Source organism: Arachidicoccus sp. BS20, assembly GCF_001659705.1.
In the GTDB taxonomy this organism is placed as follows: Bacteria; Bacteroidota; Bacteroidia; order Chitinophagales; family Chitinophagaceae; genus Arachidicoccus.
The window spans coordinates 1,652,723-1,668,261 of record NZ_CP015971.1 but is presented as its reverse complement, the minus strand read 5'-3'; the positions used below and the strand labels follow the sequence as shown (position 1 = coordinate 1,668,261).

At 40.0% G+C, this 15,539-nt stretch carries 17 protein-coding genes; 9 read left to right on the top strand and 8 right to left on the bottom strand.

Translation table 11 applies throughout. The features are described 5' to 3' along the window. Positions 1-4: 4 nt before the first annotated feature. The 8 genes from A9P82_RS07475 to A9P82_RS07440 all read right to left on the bottom strand — a co-directional run bounded on the left by A9P82_RS07475 (position 5) and on the right by A9P82_RS07440 (position 7,916). Positions 5-982, bottom strand: a complete 978-nt coding sequence (locus A9P82_RS07475; protein ID WP_066206185.1) for a Rossmann-fold NAD(P)-binding domain-containing protein — start codon at positions 980-982, stop codon at positions 5-7. Beyond that, positions 979-1,821 (bottom strand): BRO family protein, encoded by an 843-nt coding sequence (locus A9P82_RS07470; protein WP_066206182.1) that lies wholly within the window; start codon positions 1,819-1,821, stop codon positions 979-981. Before A9P82_RS07470 ends, A9P82_RS07475 begins: the two co-directional genes overlap by 4 nt. A gap of 11 nt (positions 1,822-1,832) precedes the next feature. Continuing rightward, complete coding sequence (locus tag A9P82_RS07465) at positions 1,833-3,143, bottom strand: TIGR00341 family protein (RefSeq protein WP_066206180.1); 1,311 nt, start codon at positions 3,141-3,143, stop codon at positions 1,833-1,835. 129 nt (positions 3,144-3,272) lie between these two features. After that, the gene (locus tag A9P82_RS07460; protein ID WP_066206178.1) at positions 3,273-4,433 is read right to left on the bottom strand and encodes an aspartate aminotransferase family protein; all 1,161 of its coding nucleotides are present in this window, start codon (positions 4,431-4,433) and stop codon (positions 3,273-3,275) included. A gap of 30 nt (positions 4,434-4,463) precedes the next feature. Next, on the bottom strand, positions 4,464-4,817 hold the full coding sequence (locus A9P82_RS07455; protein WP_066206175.1) for a four helix bundle protein: 354 nt from the start codon (positions 4,815-4,817) through the stop codon (positions 4,464-4,466). Between the two features lie 23 nt (positions 4,818-4,840). Then, positions 4,841-5,854, bottom strand: coding sequence for an N-acetyl-gamma-glutamyl-phosphate reductase (gene argC, locus A9P82_RS07450; RefSeq protein ID WP_066206172.1), 1,014 nt, complete (start codon positions 5,852-5,854; stop codon positions 4,841-4,843). Between the two features lie 87 nt (positions 5,855-5,941). Further along, entirely contained in the window at positions 5,942-7,135 is a 1,194-nt protein-coding gene (locus A9P82_RS07445) for an argininosuccinate synthase (RefSeq protein ID WP_066206169.1), read from the bottom strand. 76 nt (positions 7,136-7,211) lie between these two features. Then, positions 7,212-7,916 (bottom strand): GNAT family N-acetyltransferase, encoded by a 705-nt coding sequence (locus A9P82_RS07440; protein WP_066206166.1) that lies wholly within the window; start codon positions 7,914-7,916, stop codon positions 7,212-7,214. A gap of 372 nt (positions 7,917-8,288) precedes the next feature. On the opposite strand from A9P82_RS07440, the gene A9P82_RS07435 reads away from it, so the two are divergent. The 9 genes from A9P82_RS07435 (at position 8,289) to A9P82_RS15410 (ending at position 15,534) form a co-directional block, all read left to right on the top strand. Beyond that, positions 8,289-9,317 carry a radical SAM/SPASM domain-containing protein gene (locus A9P82_RS07435; protein WP_066206163.1) on the top strand — a complete coding sequence of 343 codons (1,029 nt, stop codon included), beginning with the start codon at positions 8,289-8,291 and terminating at the stop codon, positions 9,315-9,317. A gap of 19 nt (positions 9,318-9,336) precedes the next feature. Continuing rightward, positions 9,337-9,798, top strand: a complete 462-nt coding sequence (locus tag A9P82_RS07430; protein ID WP_066206161.1) for a MarR family winged helix-turn-helix transcriptional regulator — start codon at positions 9,337-9,339, stop codon at positions 9,796-9,798. A gap of 2 nt (positions 9,799-9,800) precedes the next feature. After that, entirely contained in the window at positions 9,801-11,357 is a 1,557-nt protein-coding gene (locus A9P82_RS07425) for a glycoside hydrolase family 10 protein (RefSeq protein ID WP_066206159.1), read from the top strand. 68 nt (positions 11,358-11,425) lie between these two features. Next, entirely contained in the window at positions 11,426-11,971 is a 546-nt protein-coding gene (locus A9P82_RS07420) for a hypothetical protein (RefSeq protein WP_156522623.1), read from the top strand. Between the two features lie 115 nt (positions 11,972-12,086). Next, on the top strand, positions 12,087-13,262 hold the full coding sequence (locus A9P82_RS07415; protein ID WP_066206153.1) for a hypothetical protein: 1,176 nt from the start codon (positions 12,087-12,089) through the stop codon (positions 13,260-13,262). Positions 13,263-13,274: 12 nt separating this feature from the next. Beyond that, positions 13,275-13,733 (top strand): methylglyoxal synthase, encoded by a 459-nt coding sequence (locus A9P82_RS07410; protein WP_066206148.1) that lies wholly within the window; start codon positions 13,275-13,277, stop codon positions 13,731-13,733. A gap of 2 nt (positions 13,734-13,735) precedes the next feature. Beyond that, positions 13,736-14,230, top strand: a complete 495-nt coding sequence (locus tag A9P82_RS07405; protein ID WP_066206146.1) for a metallophosphoesterase family protein — start codon at positions 13,736-13,738, stop codon at positions 14,228-14,230. 62 nt (positions 14,231-14,292) lie between these two features. Continuing rightward, positions 14,293-15,324 (top strand): S66 peptidase family protein, encoded by a 1,032-nt coding sequence (locus A9P82_RS07400; RefSeq protein ID WP_066206143.1) that lies wholly within the window; start codon positions 14,293-14,295, stop codon positions 15,322-15,324. Positions 15,325-15,369: 45 nt separating this feature from the next. Then, positions 15,370-15,534 carry a hypothetical protein gene (locus A9P82_RS15410; protein ID WP_156522622.1) on the top strand — a complete coding sequence of 55 codons (165 nt, stop codon included), beginning with the start codon at positions 15,370-15,372 and terminating at the stop codon, positions 15,532-15,534. The last annotated feature ends 5 nt before the right edge of the window (positions 15,535-15,539 follow it).

Here is a 15,539-nt window from a genome sequence, read left to right as displayed (position 1 = left end):
GCATTTACAAAAACTCACTAATCACCGCTTGCGCAGCCCACACTCTGTTTCCCGCTTCCTGCGTTACAATGCTGTGCGCGCTGTCCAATACTTCATCGCTTAATTCCACATTGCGGCGAACAGGTAAACAGTGCATTACTTTGGCATTGTTGGTTTGTTTTAGTTTATCTAACGTCAACATCCATGACGGGTCGTTTTCATAGATTTTTCCGTAATCATTATAGGTACTCCAATTTTTCACATACACAAAATCCGCGTCTTTCAATGCTTCATCCTGGTTGTGCGTGATGGTAGCACCTTTGGTAAATTGTTCTGCCAATTCATAATGTTCAGGATGCGCAATCACAAATTCGCCTTTGCCGTCCCACGCATTTATCCATTGCGAAAAACTGTTGGAAACGCATTGTGGCAAGGCTTTCACGTGCGGCGCCCAAGTGAGAACAATTTTTGGTTTGCCCCCAACCCCTAAAGGGGTGTTTTGTAATTGCTCGGTAATCGTAATTACATCGGTCAAGCTTTGCAAAGGATGCAACGTAGAACTTTCCAAACTAATCACGGGACGACCGCAATATTTGATGAACTCGCTAATGTACAATTCGCTGTAATCATCTTCCCGATTGACGAGCGAGGGAAACGTGCGAATGCAGAGAATATCAAAATAACTTCCGAGAATAGGCGCGGCATCTTTCACGTGTTCGGAAGTGTTGCCGCTCATAATCGCGCCTTCTTCAAATTCGAGTTTCCAACCTTCTTTGTCCACGTTGAAAACAATGGCTTCCATTCCGAGATTTTTCGCGGCTATCTGCGTGCTTAACCGCGTGCGCAAACTCGGATTTAAAAACAACAGACCGATTCTTTTATTCACGCCCAAAGCCACGTCAGCAAAGGGATTGGCTTTGTATTGCAATGCTTTTTGCACCAATGCGTTTATATCCGCAACGTCTTCTACCGAAGTGAATTTTTTATTTTTTATAAGACTCATTTTAATTTCTTTTTCTCTTCCAATAATTTTTTCGCTGAAATATTTGTAACGATTTTTTTGCCTGTTTTCTCTTCGATTTGCTTGCGTGTATTACCTGCGATGGTTCCGCCTTGCTGCGCAATAATTTTATTTTCCCGAAAATTTTTCGGCTTCTTTTCTTTGCTGATTTCCGTAGTTGTCGCTTCTGCGAGCATATTCAAGACTAACTCAAGATTAGTCATATTGTCGCGCAGGTTTTCTTTCTTCAAGCCTTTGTATTTCTTATAATCTTTCACCGAAAAACCCGACCACGCTTTTGTAATTTCATCGGTCAGGATTGCATATTCCTGTCCTTTCTTCACGCCGCGTTCGTCCCATTCATCCGTCAGTTCTTTACGAACTTCGATGCTTTTCAAACGCTGATTTATCCATTCTTTGCTGTAACCTTTTTTAAGATAAGTTTCCATCAAACGGTCGATGCCGATTTCGGGGTCTTCGATTTCATCAATTCTTTCGCGACCAACTTTCGCCAGCCACAATTTGAAAGGCTCTGCTTTCTTCGACGGAACAGATTGAATAAGACGAAATAATTGTTCTGTGTCTGCAACATCTGTATTGTAATATTTGCCGTCTGCCGATTGCAATTTCAGTTGGTTACAATCTGTAACCGACTGATTTCCTTCCTTTGCTAATCGGTGTTTCAGCACTTTCCAATAATTGCGCGCGCCTTGCTGCGTCGCTTGGTCGGTAAGAACAGCAATTACATCAACAATGGAAAAATACCATTTTTCATCATCATCGCTCCAAACGGAACGAACTTGCTTTTGCTCGAAGAGCTGTATGGACGTTTCTTTTTTCACATTGCAAAAGATTATTTATCGGTTGAAGATAAGACCAAAGTATCTATATTCAGTCTTTTCTTTGCCCAATCTTTGAATTTTATTTTATCGTCATTCTTTAGCAGCGAAGTTGCATTATAATATACCATCGTTATATTTTGTGTGCTGTCGGCAACCGCAATATTTTGATTGGAAACCGCTAACGCATTGATGCCCGGAAACAAAATTTTCGCTTCGGAAAGCAGTTGCTTGTTGTCAAAATTATTTTTTGCAATAATGCTTTCGAGCTTGGCGATTTGTTTGTCTTTATCGTCGAGGATGATTTTATTTTTGCCTACTTCATTTAAAATATCATTGCGCAGCGATTGAATATTTGTCGAGTCATTTTGCTTGATAAAAAGCTGTGTGTTCGACAAGCCGTAGCTTTCCAGCTTTTGACTCAGCGTTTTGACTTCGGCAGGCGAATAATTTTTTTGCCAGAAAGCCAACGTGATTTTTTTAGGATTGGACGAATAATCGGTTTGCTTAAACACCAGAATATCGCCGTTGTTTACAAATTCTTTTGTAATAAAATCATTGGTATTCTGAATAAATTTTTGTTGCTGATACAATGAAAACGCGAAGTAAACACTCGGCACAATCATCAGCACAAGCAACGCTGTAATGCCATACTGCACGCGCTTTTGGTACTTTTTATCGACTTGTGTCGCAGCGGGATATTTCAGGTATTTTACAATTACGAAAGTAGAAATGCAAATAAAAACGCAGTTGATGCTGTACAAAAAAAGCGCCCCGAAAAAATATTTGATATTGCCCGTAGCCAAGCCGTAACCCGCCGTACACAAAGGCGGCATCAACGCCGTAGCAATGGCAACGCCCGGAATAGGATTTCCTTTCTCGACGCGCGTAATGGCGATAACGCCAACCAATCCGCCGAAGAAAGCAATAAGCACGTCGTAAATGTTGGGCGAAGTTCTTGCCAACAGTTCGGACTGCGCTTCCTTGAAAGGGCTTAATAAAAAATATAAGGAAGAAACAATCAGACTCGAAACGGTTGCAATCAACAGGTTGGACAAAGATTTTTTAAGCAAATCAAAATCGTAAATGCCGAGCGCAAAACCCGCGCCCACAATGGGACCCATCAAAGGCGAAATCAACATAGCGCCGATGATAACCGCCGTAGAATTAATGTTCAAACCGATGGACGCAACAATAATGGCGCAAGCCAAAATCCAGAGATTAGAACCTTTGAACGAAATATTGCTGACAACATTTGTAAGCGTTTGACGCTTGTCCTGCTCGCCTCTGTGAAGGTTGAGAAGATTGAATAATGAGTTTTTCATATTTGGAAGTTTTATTTAAATCTATAAATATTCCTTTAAACTTCTTTAAAGTGTATAATCATAGAATTCCAATCCATGCTTTACACGAAATCTGTTTTTACATACAAGTTGTTGGAAACAACATTGTAATTAAACAACAGCATTTTCTTTTACACTCAAATTTTCCACTTCTTCTTTCAACACATCCAAAAACTCATCAACCTGCTTTCTTGTAATTGCCAAAGACGGCAACAAACGAATCACATTCGGCTTTGCTTCGCCTGTAAATACGTGATGGTTCCACAACAGGTTTTTGCGCAAATCTTTAATCGCATCAGGCACGTCAAAGCCAAGCATCAAACCGCGACCACGCACGTTTTCAATGCCGTCAATACTTTTCAATCTGTTCAGTAAATAAGTGCCGCGCTGCTTGGATTGTTCAATCAAATTTTCCTGTTCTATCACTTCCAACACAGCCAACGCAGCCGCGCAAGCCAAATGATTACCGCCGAAGGTAGTTCCCAACATCCCGTATTTCGCTTCAAACTTCGGCGCAATCAAAATGCCGCCAATCGGGAAACCATTGCCCATTCCTTTCGCCATTGTATAAATATCTGCATCAACATTGGCGTAGTCCGTTGCGAAAAATTTACCGCTTCTTCCATAACCGCATTGCACTTCATCGGCAATAAAAACCGCGCCATATTCATCGCACAACGAACGGATTTTTTGCAGGAACGAATCGTCTGCAATCCTTATGCCGCCTACACCTTGAATGGCTTCGATAATAACAGCCGCAACTTCTTTCCCGTTTTCCTTGAAATAATTTTCTAATGCCGCTTCATCATTGAACGGCAAAAAAACAATGTTGTCCGTTTCGTTCACGGGCGCAACAATATTCTTGTTGTCCGTTGCTGCAACGGCAAGCGAAGTACGTCCGTGAAATGCCTTGTTAAACGCAATCACTTTCTTTTTTCCTGTGTGGAACGATGCGAGTTTCAACGCATTTTCATTTGCTTCCGCGCCGCTGTTCACAAGGAATAATTGGTAATCATTCTTGCTGCTAACTTTCACCAATTTATCAGCAAGCTCTTGCTGCAAAGGAATATGCACCGAGTTGGAATAGAACGAAATTTTATGCAATTGGTCTTCAATGCGCTTTACCCAATGCGGATGCGTGTGCCCGATAGAAATCACGGCGTGTCCGCCATACAAGTCAAGATACTGCACGCCGTTTTCGTCCCAAACATAAGAGCCGAGCGCTTTTGTAATGGTTACATCGTTGAGCGGATAAACGTTGAAGAGAGACATAGTTTTAAGTTTTAAGTAATAAGTTTTAAGTTATGCCCGCACTTTGTTTATTAAAGCGATGAGCATTCCTTTTACTTCGTTAACGAGATTATATAATTGATTAAATTTTTCTTCTGATAAATAGTGTAAATCTTTGCTAAGTATTAAAAAATATTCTGCCTCATTTGATAAACCTAACGATATATTTAAAAAATGTGCAAGTTCATTATTTGTATTCTTGCCACAACCTTCTGCAATGTTTGCGGGAATTGATGAGGCGGCTCTTCTAAGTTGATTTGTCAAACTATAAAGTTCTTCTTTGGGAAAAGACTTCGTTTGCTCATATACTTTTAAAGTAAATAAATGAGCTTTCTCCCAAACTTTTAAATCTTTATAATTCTGCATACTTAATACTTATTACTTACAACTTAAAACCCTGTTGCTTTCAATTTTAATCCTGTTGTTTCTTCCAAGCCGAACATCAAATTCATATTCTGAACAGCCTGTCCTGATGCGCCTTTCAGCAAATTGTCCAATGCTGAATGAACAACCAATTTAGTTCCGACTTTTTCCAAATAAATAACGGCTTTATTGGTATTCACAACTTGTTTTAAAAAAATCGGTTCATCACTTACAAAGGTAAATGCTGTGTCTTTGTAAAAGTCTTTATACAAATCATTGAGTTCTGCTAAAGTCAATTTGCAAGTAACAGTTGAACTGATGAAAATGCCGCGTGTAAAATCGCCGCGCCAAGGAACAAAACTCAATGCTTCGCTGTTTTCCTCTGCCAACGGAAAACTGTTTTGCAACTGATGCAACGATTGTTGAATCTCGCCGAGATGTTGATGCGTCAGGGTTTTGTAAGCCTGAATATTATTCGCGCGCCAACTAAAATGCGAAGTCGCAGCAAGTTTTTGTCCTGCACCTGTTGAGCCTGTGATGCCCGTTGTATAAATTTCATTCAGCAAATTTGCTTTTGCCAAAGGCAACAAACCCAACTGAATAGAAGTAGCGAAACAGCCCGGATTCGCAATGCTTTGCGCCGATTGAATTTCCGTTTTATTGATTTCGGGTAAGCCGTAAATGAATTTGCGATTTCTGATTTCTGATTTCTGATTTAACCTAAAATCATTTGCAAGGTCAATCACTTTTATGCCATCGGGAATATTATTTTCCTCCAAAAATTTTCTTGAATCGCCGTGTCCCAAACATAAAAACAAAACGTCAATATCAGCCTCACCCCGACCCTCTCCAAAGGAGAGGGAGTTTGAAAATTTCAAATCCGTTTCGCCAATTAAATCCTGATGAACGAATGAAATAAGATTGCCTGCGTTGCTTTTACTGTTTACAAAAACAATCTCCGCCTGCGGATGATTGATGAGTAATCTTATCAGCTCGCCGCCTGTATAGCCCGCTCCGCCTATGATTCCAACTTTTATCATAATTAAAAATTTCACACAACGAAACAAAGTTTACCAACGAAATAGCGTTGTGTGCTTTGTTTATCGTTGTGCCTTTGTGTGAAAAAATTATTGCCCATTCTTTATGCTCTCATAAATCGCCACCTGATTACCAAAAATCTTGCTGAAACCGCGCACGTCTTCGCCTGTCCAACCATTGTTCATTTCGCCGTATTTGCCAAACTTCGCGCTCATCAAATCGTACTTCGATTCGATACCCAACACCAGGAAACGATAAGGGAACAACTGCACAAACACATCGCCCGTTACGTGCTGCTGCGAGCTTGTAAAAAACGCTTCAATATCGCGCATTACCGGGTCGAGGATTTGTCCTTCGTGTAAATAGTTGCCGTAGAAAATAGCGAGATTATCTTTGGTCGGTAATTGCCATTTACTCAATACATGTTTTTCCAAAGTGTGATGCGCTTTGATGATGACAACAGGCGCAGCCGCTTCAAAACCCACACGACCTTTGATGCCGATAATGGTATCGCCTACATGAATATCACGACCGATTCCGTAAGGCGCAACAATGCTTTGCAAATACTGAATGGCTTCGGACGGATGCTCAAATGTTTTATCGTTCACGGAAGTGAGTTCGCCTTTTTCAAAATGCAATTTTACTTCTTCCGTTCCTGTTTTTGTAACCTGTGTAGGAAATGCTTCTTCGGGCAGAAAGCCTTTGCTGGTCAGCGTTTCGCGACCGCCAACGCTTGTTCCCCACAAGCCTTTATTGATGGAATAAGCCGCTTTTTCAAAATTCATTTCCACTCCTTTCTTTTTCAGGTATTCGATTTCTTCTTCGCGGCTCAGCTTCAAATCGCGAATCGGCGTGATGATTTCAATGCCCGGAACAACGGTGTTTAAAATCATATCGAAACGCACCTGGTCGTTGCCAGCACCTGTGCTGCCGTGTGCAACTGCATCAGCATTCAGTTGCTTTGCGTGTTCCGCCATGTGCAAGGCTTGCACCAAACGTTCGGCACTTACGCTTAAAGGATACGTGTTGTTCTTCAGCACATTTCCGAAGATGAGGTACTTCACGATTCTGTCGTAATAATTTTTTATCGCGTTAATCGTGGTGTGCGTTTTCACGCCGAGCTTGTAAGCGTGTTCTTCAATCTTTTTCAGTTCATCATCATTGAAACCGCCTGTATTTACAATGATGCTGTGAACGTCGTAACCTTTGTCTTCACTTAAATATTTTACACAAAACGTAGTATCCAATCCGCCCGAAAAGCCTAATACAACTGATTTTGACATGATTTTATCCAATTATAAATTAAAAATTATGAATTATAAATTGAGATGCGTAACTTTCTGACTTGGTCTTCCGATTCTAAAAATGAAACCTTTCAAAGAAATGATGCTTCGGTTTTATATCTCCGCCGCCTGCTTCGGCAGTTTCTTTCTTTAAGAATAATTGTTTAAAGCGCAACAGACGCTCGTATATCTTCGATTTTTCTTTAAAATGTTCCCGCGTTTCTTCTGGCTTGTAATGGTCTTTCGGGTCAAAGAGCATTGCGGTACACATACAATTCTTTCTGCCTTTGCTCATCAGGATGTCGTAGTTCACACAGCTTTTGCAACCTGCCCAAAAAGATTCGTCCTGCGTCAGTTCGCCGTAAGTTACCGGCTCATAACCCAAGTCGGAATTGATTTTCATCACAGCCAAACCTGTTGTCAAGCCGAAAATTTTTGCATCGGGATATTTTTTCCGCGACAGCGCAAAGATAGTTTCTTTAATGCGCTTTGCCACGCCGCTTTTGCGAAACTCCGGCGATACAATCAATCCGCTGTTGGCGACAAATTCGCCGTGGCTCCATTCCTCAATATAACAAAAGCCAACCCACGCACCATCGGTCGTAACGGCAATTACGGCTTTGCCTTCGTTCATTTTGTTGGCAACATATTCGGGTGTGCGCTTTGCAATGCCCGTGCCGCGTGCCTTTGCGGACGATGCCATTTCATCTACGATTTGTTGCGCATAATGTGTGTCATTTTCATTTGCCACACGAACGATAATATTATTTGTATTTTCCACTTGTTGTATTATGATAAGACGATAAATTACTTCATGCGCTTAATACACATAAAGCATAATTTGTATTGCCCGAAATTGAACATGATTAGTTTCTCGGTCGTCGTGGTTGTGGAAAGCAGGAGCGGGGAGCGTTAACAACAAAAAAATTAGCGCACATCAACTCGTGATGCGTAGCCAATAAATCGTTTTGTAATTGATAGTTTTTCAACTTCTTAAAAATGAAGTGTGAATAAAAATTGTTAATGCGCTTTTTAATTGCGGCGTAAAATTACAACAGTTCTAAAAACAAAACGTTATTTCTGAATAAATTTTATGTAAAATGTTTATGACAGAAATTTCGCATGGTTCGTATTCTCTGTTTACTTTTGTAATATGTATTTTAATTGGAACGATACTCTTAACCTTGTAAGCAAGCTCACGCCCCGCCGTTTTTGGAATGCGGCAAAAGTGGTGGCAAGCTATCAGTTGAGCAAATTGTTTAAAAAGCCCATACAATGGGGCTTGCCTATTTCTATTTCTTTCGAGCCTACAACATCGTGCAACCTGCGCTGCCCGGAATGTCCCAGCGGGTTACGTTCTTTTACGCGCGGGCGCGGAATGTTGAAAGACAATTTTTTTACCAATACGATTGACGATATTTGTAAAGACATTCTTTATCTCATTTTTTATTTTCAGGGCGAACCGTTTCTCAATCCCGATTTTTTGAAAATGGTAAAGTATGCACACGACAAAGGAATTTATACTGCAACTTCGACTAATGCGCATTATCTTACCGATGCAAAAGCCAAAGAAACTATCGAAAGCGGTTTGGACAGACTGATTATTTCCATTGACGGAACTACGCAAGATGTTTATGAACAATATCGCGTAGGTGGAAAATTGGAAAAAGTATTGGCAGGTGCGCGCAACATTGTGAAATGGAAAAAAGAACTGAACAGTAAAACGCCTTTTGTATTTTTTCAGTTTCTTGTAGTAAAGCCGAACGAACATCAGATTGAAGACGTAAAACGCTTGGCAAAAGAAATAGGCGTGGACGAAGTGCGTTTTAAAACTGCGCAGGTATACGATTATGAAAACGACCCGCATCAGCTTATTCCCACAATTGATAAATACAGCCGGTATAAAGTGGGTAAGGATGGAAAAATGCAAGTGAAAAGCGGCATGAAAAATCATTGCTGGAAACTTTGGCACGCCAATGTGATTACGTGGGACGGACTTGTTGTGCCCTGCTGTTTCGATAAAGACGCGATGCACCGCTTGGGAAATTTAAAAATGCAGTCGTTCCGCGATATTTGGAACAATGACAATTACAAGCAATTTCGTAAAGAACTAATGACAAGCCGGCAAAATATCGATATTTGCGCCAACTGTTCGGAAGGACTTACCGTATGGGAAGATTAATCAACCACAATTAGCTATAATGAAAAGTTTAATACCAGATGATTACAGAAGTAAATATCATCGTGCGAGAGTAAATATTTTGTATTCTGCTATTTGGATAAACGAATATATTCGTGGGTTTATGGAGCAATTTGATTTGACGCCGCAGCAGCACAATATTCTGCGCATCATTCACAGAAGCGACAAGCCTCTGAACGTGTTGCAAATCCGGGATAGAATGTTTGAAAAATTGTCCGATGCAAGCCGTTTGATAGACAGGCTTGAGCTGAAGGGCTTGGTCCAGAAAAAGAAATCTGTCGAAGACAGGCGCTTGGTAGAAATTACTTTAACGGAAAAAGGGAATGCCCTTACCGAAAAAATTCTGGAAGCTATTGCGGAACTCGACAGTCCTATGAAAGAATTAAACGAAGAAGAGGCGGATGTTTTGAGCGAACTGCTGATGAAAATGCGAAAGGAAAATTGTAAACAAATTGAACAATAAAAATGGTTTTGAAAAAACGCCTGTTTTATCTTTTTTATTTAGTCTTTTTTTTGTGCAATGCGCGTGCGCAAACCATTTCCCTGAAATATGAAATGCGCGGCGTGTGGATTGCAACGGTTTTAAATATTGATTACCCAAGTAAACCGGGACTGAGTATTGCACAGCAAAAGCAAGAGTTTGTAAATCTTTTGGATAAAGACAAGCAAATGGGCATGAATGCCGTATTTGTTCAGGTGCGGCCCGCAGGCGATGCTTTTTATCCTTCGCGCTATGATCCCTGGAGTGAGTTTCTTACGGGCAAACAAGGGCAAGCACCTTCGCCGTTTTATGACCCGTTGAAATTTATGATTGACGAAACGCACAAGCGCGGTATGGAATTTCACGCGTGGATTAATCCGTACAGAATGGTATTTGACGTTACAAAATCTTCCGTTGCGCCCAACCATGTTACAAAGCTGCATCCCGAATGGTTTGTGAATTATGGTAAACAAAAAATATTCAATCCCGGACTCCCGCAAAGTATCGACTATCTCGTTGGTGTAGTTTCGGATATTGTAAATCGATACGATGTGGACGGCATTCATTTTGACGATTATTTTTATCCTTATCCTACAAGCCAGCATTTCAACGACGATGCCGCTTATAAAAAATATGGACGGGGATTGAGTCTTGATGATTGGCGCAGGGCAAATTGCGATTCGGCAATCAAGCGTGTACACGATGCGATTTTAAGATTAAAACCGATGGTAAAATTTGGAGTAAGTCCGTTTGGTATTTTTCAAAATAAATCGCAGGATGCTGATGGAAGCAATACAACCGGCTTGACGAATTATCATCAATTGTATGCCGATATTTTGTTGTGGCTGAGAAAAGGCTGGATTGATTACGTTGCGCCGCAATTGTACTGGGCAATCGGTAAACAGGGACAGGACTACAGAGTTTTGCTCGACTGGTGGGCGCATCATACTTACGGAAAAGACCTGTACATCGGGCAGGCGGTCTATCATGCAGATGAAAGAGATGTTTCTGCGTTTTTACGTTCAAGTGAATTACCCAATGAAATAAAATTGTTACGTCAATATCCGCAGGTAAAGGGCAGCATTTACTTTAGCAATAAATCTTTTTTGTCCGACCCCGGCGGTTTCGTGGACAGTCTGGAAGATAATTATTACAAATATCCGGCGCTTGTTCCACCGATGAAATGGGTGGACAACAATGAGCCAAATGCACCTGAACTCTGGATTTCGCCCAATGAAAATTTACAAATTCATGGGATGTTGGATGAAGTTTCGCAAAGCGAAATTGTAAACAAATATGTTTTATATGTATCGCAGGATGCGGCAACGCTTGGACAACAACCAATTCAGATTATCGGCGGAAGCAATGGAATTTCGTGGTTTTATTTTTCTGTATTGCCGCAATATATCCCATCCGGTGCAACTGTTTTTTATGCAGCCGTTACAAGCGTGGACAAAGAAAATAACGAAAGCGGATTGAGCAATATTATTCGTTTTCAAAAGCTGAAAAATGGTAATTGGCGTGGGTTTGTAGGATATTAGCCACAGGTATAAGATTTTGCAAAATCTGTGCATCTGTGACAAAATTGTTTCACACAAAATTTATTCTAATGAAAAAGTACGTTATCATCATATTCCTCACTTTATTTTCTTCACAAATTTTATTTGCACAAGATGAAGACAGAGGAGATTTTCTCGTCAGCAATACCGGCGATACTTTGTACGGAAAATTCAAAAAGAAATTGTTTGATGAACCTTCATTCATCATCAACGGCGAAAAAGTTCCTTTAGACCCCACGCAATATGCAGCGTACAGCTACAAGCATACATTGTTTCGCAGCATACAACTTTCTCCCAACGTAAATCCACAATGGATGGAATGTTTGGAAAACGGGAAAATTTGTTTGTATCAATACCTAATGTTGAGTAATGCCCGTCCCGGACAACAACCGATAAACCGTGTCATTTGGCTGGCGCAAAAAGGCAGCGGAACTTTGATGAATGTCAATGGCATCATGTCTTCAGAGACAATTGCACGCGGCAATCTTGACCGGTTGTTTATAGATAATCCCACAATTTTAAACGCTTTCAGGCAGAGCAAGTTCAGTGCAAAAAATATCCGCTATTTTATTCAGCAATACAATCTTGCGAAATAATTCTTGCTTGTCTTTGTCTGGCAGACAGCAATCTCATTCTCCCCTGTGCAACTTTTCCGGAATAAGTTTAAATAACTTCACTTTCTGTCTTATTTTCGTGTAAAGCATCAGTGTAATGAAAATAATTGAAGTACAAACGCGCAAAGACGTACAAGATTTTTTGGAAGTCGCAGCCCGCATCAACAGCGCGTTTCCGAATTATATAAGACCGTTGGATAATGATGTCGAAGAAGTTTTTAATCCCCACAAAAACAAAAATTTTCAACACGGAAAAATCATTCGCTGGATATTGAAAGATAATGATTTAGTTATTGGACGAATTGCTTCATTTATAAACGAGAAATATAAAAATTTTGGAACAAATTTTCCTGTCGGTAGTGTCGGATTTTTTGAATGCACCGATAATCAGGATGCTGCAAATTTTTTGTTTGATACGGCAAAAAATTGGTTGCAACAGCAAGGCGTGGATGCGATGGATGGACCAATAAACTTCGGAGACCGCGATAAATACTGGGGTTTGCTTGTCGATGGCTTTCACGAAGAGCCGATTTACGGTATGGCTTTCAATCCGCCGTATTACCAAAAATTATTTGAGAATTACGGTTTTCAAAATTTTTACAATCAATATTATTACGCCATGAATATTGATGATGCTTTGCCGGAAAAATACCGTGAGCGCGCCGATAAATTTAAAAGCAAACAAGGTTACATTGCGAAACACATTGATAAAAATAATCTCGAGAAGCATGCTGAAGATTTTGCAACAGTTTATAATGCCGCATGGTCGCAGCACAACGAGGGGAAAGAAATTGCGAAAGATGAAGTGTTGAATTTGTTTCAAAAAATGAAACCGATTATTGATGAACGAATCATTTGGTTTGCTTACTTCAAAGACGAGCCGATTGCAATGTGGATTAATATTCCCGACCTTAATCAATACTTCAAACACTTTAATGGCAAGTTTGGTTTGATTGAAAAACTGCGTTTGTTGTATATGAAAAAGAAAGGCACTTGCAAGCGTTTTACAGGCATTGCATTCGGCGTGGTTCCTAAGTTTCAGGCGCTGGGTATTGATGCATTTATGATTTGTGAAGGCTCGGATTTTATACAAAGTCATCGGTTATATGAACGTTACGAAATGGGCTGGACGGGCGATTGGAATCCGCGAATGCTCAATATATATAAGGGTTTGGGCGGAATACAAAACAGGCAATTAATTACTTACCGTTATATATTTGACAACAAGCATCCTTTTGAACGGCATCCGGAAATGGATTATTCCAAAAAATAAAAATCGTAAAAGATGGCACAGCAGTTTAAGGAAATCGGCAAAACAAAAACCATCGCATTGGTGGCGCACGACCATAAAAAAGAAGAACTGATAAATTGGGTAAATGATAATAAAGAAACATTGAAACAGCACCGGCTTGTTTCAACAGGAACAACAGGTAAACTGATTGGAGAACAGCTCGACATTGAAGTAATTCGTGTGTTGAGCGGACCGCTTGGCGGCGACCAACAACTCGGTGCAATGATTGCGACAGGCAGCATTGACCTTGTGATTTTTTTCTACGATCCAATGGAAGCGCAACCGCACGACAGCGATGTGAAAGCCTTGCTGCGCTTAGGTGTTGTGTGGAATATACCAATGGCTTGTTGCCCCGCCGCCGCAGATTTTATGATTACTTCGCCGTTTATGCAAACGACTTATAACAGTTTGCTTACAGATTATTCAAAGTATTTGAACAGAAAAATCGAATAAAAATGAAAACAATCGGTTTGCTTTCAGATACACACGGACATTTGCCCGAAAATGTTTTCACACATTTCAAAGATTGTGATGAAGTGTGGCACGCAGGTGATTTTGGTACAGAAGAAGTGGTGCAGAAATTAAAAGCGTTCAAACCATTGCGCGGCGTGTATGGCAATATTGACGGACAAGAAATAAGAAGCGAGTTTCCATTGGAAAATATTTTTTATTGCGAAGAAGTAAAAGTGTTGATGAAACATATTGGCGGTTATCCAAAAAAATATGCGCCCGGCGTGAAGGATTTAATCAAGAAAGAAAAGCCGCAACTCTTTATCAGCGGGCATTCGCATATTTTGAAAATCATTTACGACAAAGAATTGGAATGCCTGCACATTAATCCCGGCGCGTGCGGATTGCAAGGGTGGCATCAGGTAAAAACATTGGTTAAATTTTCTATTGATGGCAAAGAAATTAGAGATTGTAAGATAATTGAATTGGGTAAGAAATAATTTCTCACAAAGAAACAAGGACAACAAAGAATAATGATTCATTAATTCGTGTTATAAAAACTATGCAACGAAAAAAATTTCTTCATAATGCGGCTGCCTTAGCGACTTTTTCGTTTTTGCCAAATATAAAAACAGGCAAAGTTGATGAGGACGAACACAGCAATATCATTATTCCACCTTATCTTAAAAAAGGCGATACAATTGGTGTAACAAGTCCGTCGGGATATTTTAAAACTGACGAAATAATTGAAGCCAAAACGCAGATTGAACGTTGGGGTTTTAAAGCGCAGTTTGGTAAAACAATTGGTTTGCGTTCGGGAACTTTCGGCGGCAGTGATGAAGAACGCGCCGCAGATTTTCAGGCAATGTTGGACGATGAAAACATCAAAGCCATTATGTGCGCGCGCGGCGGCTACGGCGCCGTGCGTGTTATTGACAAGATTGATTTTTCAAATTTCCGCAGTCATCCTAAATGGATTATAGGCTTTAGTGATGCGACTGTTTTTCATACACATATTGCAACAAATTTTCGTGTAGCAACATTACATTCAAAAATGTGTAACAGCTTTCCTTTGAATTTTGATGCGTTGCCTTTGATACAACAACAAGCGATCAATTCAATCAGCGATGCATTGAGTAATCGCGTGAAAATGAAGTATGACACGGCTTTCAGCGAATTTAATAAGCAAGGAATTGCCGAAGGAAGAATTGTTGGTGGCAATTTAAGAACAATAGAAAATCTTTCGGGAACAAAATCTGAAATCAATACGAAAGATAAAATTTTGTTTATAGAAGAAGTGGATGAGTATTTGTATAACATCGACAGAATGTTGTGGAATTTGAAACGCGCAGGGAAATTTAATCATATCAAAGGTTTAATAATTGGAGGCATAAGCATTAAGAAACAACCGAATCCTGATGATGAACTAAATCTTTCGTTATATGATTTGGTTTTGGAAAAAGTGAAAGAATATGATTTTCCTGTTTGCTTCAATTTTCCTGTCGGGCATCAGATTGCCAACTTTGCGCTGAAATGCAATGTGCATCATCGTTTGAGCGTAATAAGTGAAGGGACAATTTTGGAAGAAATTTGACTTATTTTTTTGTTGAGAATAATTAACTTTACAAAAAGTGCATACATGAATTATTTAGTCACAAAAGAAGATTTGCTGACCATGAAAGATGAATTAAAAGACAAAATTGCTGACCAATTCAAATGGATGATTGGATTGATTGTTACTTTAGCAATTTTGATTTTAGGTCTTTATGGGACTATTATTTTCGGTGTTTTATTCAAACACTAAAAATA

What these genes read in the sequence shown, in the direction of transcription:
- A9P82_RS07455 (WP_066206175.1), bottom strand. Translation starts at nt 4,817, where the DNA reads ATGCAGAATTATAAAGATTTAAAAGTTTGGGAGAAAGCTCATTTATTT.
- A9P82_RS07405 (WP_066206146.1), top strand. Translation starts at nt 13,736, where the DNA reads ATGAAAACAATCGGTTTGCTTTCAGATACACACGGACATTTGCCCGAA.
- A9P82_RS07430 (WP_066206161.1), top strand. Translation starts at nt 9,337, where the DNA reads ATGAAAAGTTTAATACCAGATGATTACAGAAGTAAATATCATCGTGCG.
- A9P82_RS07425 (WP_066206159.1), top strand. Translation starts at nt 9,801, where the DNA reads ATGGTTTTGAAAAAACGCCTGTTTTATCTTTTTTATTTAGTCTTTTTT.
- A9P82_RS07415 (WP_066206153.1), top strand. Translation starts at nt 12,087, where the DNA reads ATGAAAATAATTGAAGTACAAACGCGCAAAGACGTACAAGATTTTTTG.
- A9P82_RS07465 (WP_066206180.1), bottom strand. Translation starts at nt 3,143, where the DNA reads ATGAAAAACTCATTATTCAATCTTCTCAACCTTCACAGAGGCGAGCAG.
- A9P82_RS07410 (WP_066206148.1), top strand. Translation starts at nt 13,275, where the DNA reads ATGGCACAGCAGTTTAAGGAAATCGGCAAAACAAAAACCATCGCATTG.
- A9P82_RS07400 (WP_066206143.1), top strand. Translation starts at nt 14,293, where the DNA reads ATGCAACGAAAAAAATTTCTTCATAATGCGGCTGCCTTAGCGACTTTT.
- A9P82_RS07460 (WP_066206178.1), bottom strand. Translation starts at nt 4,433, where the DNA reads ATGTCTCTCTTCAACGTTTATCCGCTCAACGATGTAACCATTACAAAA.
- A9P82_RS07475 (WP_066206185.1), bottom strand. Translation starts at nt 982, where the DNA reads ATGAGTCTTATAAAAAATAAAAAATTCACTTCGGTAGAAGACGTTGCG.
- A9P82_RS07445 (WP_066206169.1), bottom strand. Translation starts at nt 7,135, where the DNA reads ATGTCAAAATCAGTTGTATTAGGCTTTTCGGGCGGATTGGATACTACG.
- A9P82_RS07420 (WP_156522623.1), top strand. Translation starts at nt 11,426, where the DNA reads ATGAAAAAGTACGTTATCATCATATTCCTCACTTTATTTTCTTCACAA.
- A9P82_RS07435 (WP_066206163.1), top strand. Translation starts at nt 8,289, where the DNA reads ATGTATTTTAATTGGAACGATACTCTTAACCTTGTAAGCAAGCTCACG.
- argC (WP_066206172.1), bottom strand. Translation starts at nt 5,854, where the DNA reads ATGATAAAAGTTGGAATCATAGGCGGAGCGGGCTATACAGGCGGCGAG.
- A9P82_RS15410 (WP_156522622.1), top strand. Translation starts at nt 15,370, where the DNA reads ATGAATTATTTAGTCACAAAAGAAGATTTGCTGACCATGAAAGATGAA.